This is a genomic window from Cellulosimicrobium cellulans (genome assembly GCF_042723955.1).
Lineage (GTDB): Bacteria > Actinomycetota > Actinomycetes > Actinomycetales > Cellulomonadaceae > Cellulosimicrobium > Cellulosimicrobium cellulans_H.
Genome location: NZ_JBHXIC010000130.1, coordinates 4,290 through 8,202, shown reverse-complemented (window position 1 = coordinate 8,202; position 3,913 = coordinate 4,290). Strand labels below are relative to the sequence as shown.

The following is a 3,913-nucleotide window of genomic DNA, read 5'->3' as shown; positions in this document are numbered from 1 at the left end:
CGGCCGACGCACCCCCGCCGGCATGCCGACGTCGCCGGCGTCCTGAGGCGCCCCGGGGCCCGGCAGCCCCGCCGCCACCGCTGCACGGAAGGTCACCCATGACTACCGCCGTCCCCGACGGTCGGCCCGTCGTCGAGATGACCGGGATCTCGATCGAGTTCCCGGGCGTCAAGGCGCTCGACGGAGTCGACCTCACGCTCCGGCCCGGAGAGGTCCACGCCCTCATGGGCGAGAACGGCGCCGGAAAGTCGACGCTCATCAAGGCGCTCACCGGCGTCTACTCGATCGACTCCGGTCGCATCGTCGTCGACGGCGCCGAGCACACGTTCTCCGGCCCGGGCGAGGCCCAGGCAGCCGGCGTCTCGCCGGTGTACCAGGAGGTCAACCTCTGCGAGAACCTCTCGGTCGCCGAGAACATCATGCTCGGTCACGAGCCGCGCCGCCTCGGCGCGATCGACTGGCGCACGACCCGTCGCCGCGCGGGCGAGATGCTCGCCCGACTCAACCTCGACATCGACCCGGCGTCGTCGCTCGCCTCCCACTCGCTCGCGGTGCAGCAGCTCGTCGCGATCTGCCGCGCGCTCGTCGTCGAGTGCAAGGTCCTCATCCTCGACGAGCCGACCTCGAGCCTCGACGCGGACGAGGTCGCCCAGCTCTTCGCCGTCGTGCGACGGCTGCGCGACGAGGGCGTCGCGATCCTCTTCGTCTCGCACTTCCTCGAGCAGGTGTACGAGATCTCGGACCGCATGACCGTCCTGCGCAACGGCAAGCTCGTCGGCGAGTACGTCACGGCAGAGCTCCCGCGCCTCGAGCTCGTCTCCAAGATGATCGGCACGTCGCTCGAGGTGCTCGAGGAGCTCGAGGAGGCGCCCAAGCGCTCGGTCGCCGATCGCGAGGCGACGCCGTTCGTCCAGGCCCTCGGCGTCGGTCGCAAGGGTTCGGTGCAGCCGTTCGACCTCGACGTGTACCCGGGCGAGGTCGTGGGCCTCGCCGGTCTGCTGGGCTCGGGCCGCACGGAGCTCGCGCGCCTGCTCGCCGGTGCGGACCGCGCCGACAGCGGCCAGGTGCGCGTCGGCGGTGCGCTCGCGCGCCTGCGCACCCCGCGCAGCGCGATGCAGCACAAGATCGCGTTCTCCTCGGAGCACCGCAAGGCCGAGGGCATCGTGGGCGACCTGACGATCCGCGAGAACATCGTGCTCGGGCTCCAGGCGGAGCGCGGCTGGGCGCGACGCCTGCCGAAGAAGCAGGTCGACGAGATCGTCGAGACGTACATCAAGGCGCTCGCGATCCGCCCCGGCAACCCGGACGCGCTCATCAAGAACCTCTCGGGCGGCAACCAGCAGAAGGTGCTCCTCGCGCGCTGGCTCGCGACGGCCCCCAAGCTGCTCATCCTCGACGAGCCGACGCGCGGCATCGACGTCGGCGCCAAGGCCGAGATCCAGAAGCTCGTGGCCCAGCTCGCGGGCGAGGGCATGTCGGTCGTCTTCATCTCGGCCGAGCTCGAGGAGGTGCTGCGGCTCAGCCACCGCATCGCCGTCATGCGCGACCGCGTCAAGGTCGCGGAGATCACCAACGACGAGGACGTCACGGTCGAGGACGTCGTCGAGCTCATCGCGAGCGGAGGGCAGGAGTCATGAGCACCACGGCACCCGCCTGGCAGCGCGCCGTCCAGCACCGGCTCTTCTGGCCGATCGTCGCGCTGGTCCTGCTGCTGGCGGTCAACACGATCAACCGGCCCAGCTTCCTGTCGGTCCGGCTCCAGGACGGTCACCTGTTCGGGTCGCTCGTCAACCTGCTGAAGAACGGCGCGCCGCTGCTGCTCGTCGCTCTCGGCATGACGCTCGTCATCGCGACCCGCGGCATCGACCTGTCGGTCGGCGCGGTCGTCGCGATCTCCGGCGCCGTGGCTCTGAGCTTCATCGCGTCCTCGCCCTCGCCGGACAGCCTGACGACGGTCCTGGTGGCCGTCGGGATCGCGCTCGCGCTGTCCTTCGTCCTCGGCGTGTGGAACGGGTTCCTGGTCTCGGTCCTCGGGATCCAGCCCATCATCGCGACGCTCGTGCTCATGACCGCGGGCCGCGGCGTCGCGATGCTCATCACGGGCGGCCAGATCACGACGGTCAACAGCGCGCCGTTCAAGGCGATCGGATCCGGCTTCTGGTTCGGGATCCCCGTGGCGGTCGTGCTCGCGGGCCTGGTGTTCGCCGCGGTCGCGCTGCTCACGCGCCGCACCGCGCTCGGCATGCTCATCGAGTCCGTCGGCATCAACCCGGAGGCGAGCCGCCTCGCGGGCGTCAAGTCCCGCAGCATCATCTGGACCGTGTACGCGGTGTGCGCGCTGTTCGCCGGCCTCGCGGGTCTCATGATCTCGTCGAGCACCATGGCGGCCGACGCCAACAACGCCGGCCTCTTCATCGAGCTCGACGCGATCCTCGCCGTCGTCATCGGTGGCACCTCGCTCGCGGGCGGCAAGTTCTCGCTCTCGGGCACGCTCGTCGGCGTCCTCATCATCCAGACGCTCACGCTCACGGTGACCATGCTCGGCATCTCGCCGTCCGTCACGCCCCTGTTCAAGGCGATCGTCGTCATCGCGGTCTGCCTCGCGCAGTCGCCGAAGGTGCGCGACCTGATCGCCGCCCGACGACGTCGCGCGGCCCCGACGGCCGCCGCGGCCGCGGAGGTGAGCGCCTGATGTCCGCCGTGCAGACCCCTGCCCCGACCTCGCCCCCGGACCCGCGGGGCGCCGAGTCCGCCGCCCCCGGAGGCCCGTCCATGACCGAGCGACTCACGAGCCGCGTCCGCCTCGACCGGCGCTACCTCCCGGTCCTCGGCACGTTCGCGGTGCTCGCGCTCATGCTCGTGGTGGGTGGCAGCCGGTACGAGAACTTTCTCTCGGCCCGGGTCATCTCGAACCTGTTCATCAACAACTCGTTCCTCATCGTGCTCGCGGTCGGGATGACCTTCGTCATCCTCACGGGCGGCATCGACCTGTCGGTGGGTGCCGTGGTGGCGCTCTCGGGCATCACGACGGCGTCCCTGCTCCAGAGCGGGTGGCCGGTGGCGGTCGTGCTCCTCATCTCGGTCCTCATCGGGACCGTCCTCGGCCTCGCGGTCGGGTTGATGGTGCACGTCTTCGACATCCAACCGTTCATCGCGACGCTGGCCGCGATGTTCCTCGCGCGCGGCCTGTGCTACGTCATCTCGCTCCAGTCGATCCCGATCACGGACGAGTCGTTCGTGGCCCTCGCGGGCTGGAGCCAGGAGTTCGGCGACGGCTGGCGCGTCACGACCGCGGTCATCATCGCGCTCGTCGTCGTCGCGATCGCGTTCTACGTGCTGCACTACACGCAGTTCGGCCGCACGGTCTACGCGATCGGCGGCGGCGAGCAGTCGGCGATGCTCATGGGCCTGCCCGTGGCGCGCACCAAGGTGCTCGTGTACGTGGTGAGCGGCACGTGCGCCGGCATCGGCGGACTGCTCTTCGCGATGTTCTCGCGCTCCGGCTACTCGCTCACCGGCGTGGGTATGGAGCTCGACGCGATCGCGGCGGTCGTCATCGGCGGAACGCTGCTCACGGGCGGGACGGGCTTCGTGCTCGGGTCCGTGCTGGGCGTGCTCGTGCTCGGACTCATCCAGACGATCATCACCTTCGAGGGCACGCTGAGCTCGTGGTGGACCAAGATCGTCATCGGCGTGCTGCTCCTGGTCTTCGTGATCCTGCAGCGCGTGCTGGTCGTCAGGCGGAGGTGAGCCGGCGGTGCCGGGCCCGCTCCTCGCGACGTCCTCCAGGGCGCCGCGCCGAGGCGGGGGGGGGGGGGCCGGGCCCGCGGGCCGCGGCCGCCGGCCCCGGGCCCGCGGGGAGTGGGGGGGGGGCGGGGGCCCGGCGCGGGGGGGGGCGCCCGGCCGGGCCGCG

Annotated in this window: 3 protein-coding genes; all 3 read left to right on the top strand. The window is 71.1% G+C overall.

Annotated features, from left to right (window positions below):
• The first annotated feature begins 98 nt into the window (after positions 1-98).
• The 3 genes from ACFWH7_RS20045 (at position 99) to yjfF (ending at position 3,750) form a co-directional block, all read left to right on the top strand.
• A complete protein-coding gene (locus ACFWH7_RS20045) occupies positions 99-1,637 on the top strand; it encodes a sugar ABC transporter ATP-binding protein (protein ID WP_378219268.1) in 1,539 nt (512 codons plus the stop codon).
• Positions 1,634-2,692: an ABC transporter permease gene (locus tag ACFWH7_RS20040; protein ID WP_378219266.1), complete on the top strand. Its 1,059-nt coding sequence runs from the start codon at positions 1,634-1,636 to the stop codon at positions 2,690-2,692. Before ACFWH7_RS20045 ends, ACFWH7_RS20040 begins: the two co-directional genes overlap by 4 nt.
• Before the next feature lie 80 nt (positions 2,693-2,772).
• Entirely contained in the window at positions 2,773-3,750 is a 978-nt protein-coding gene (yjfF, locus tag ACFWH7_RS20035; RefSeq protein ID WP_378219264.1) for a galactofuranose ABC transporter, permease protein YjfF, read from the top strand.
• Positions 3,751-3,913: the final 163 nt, after the last annotated feature.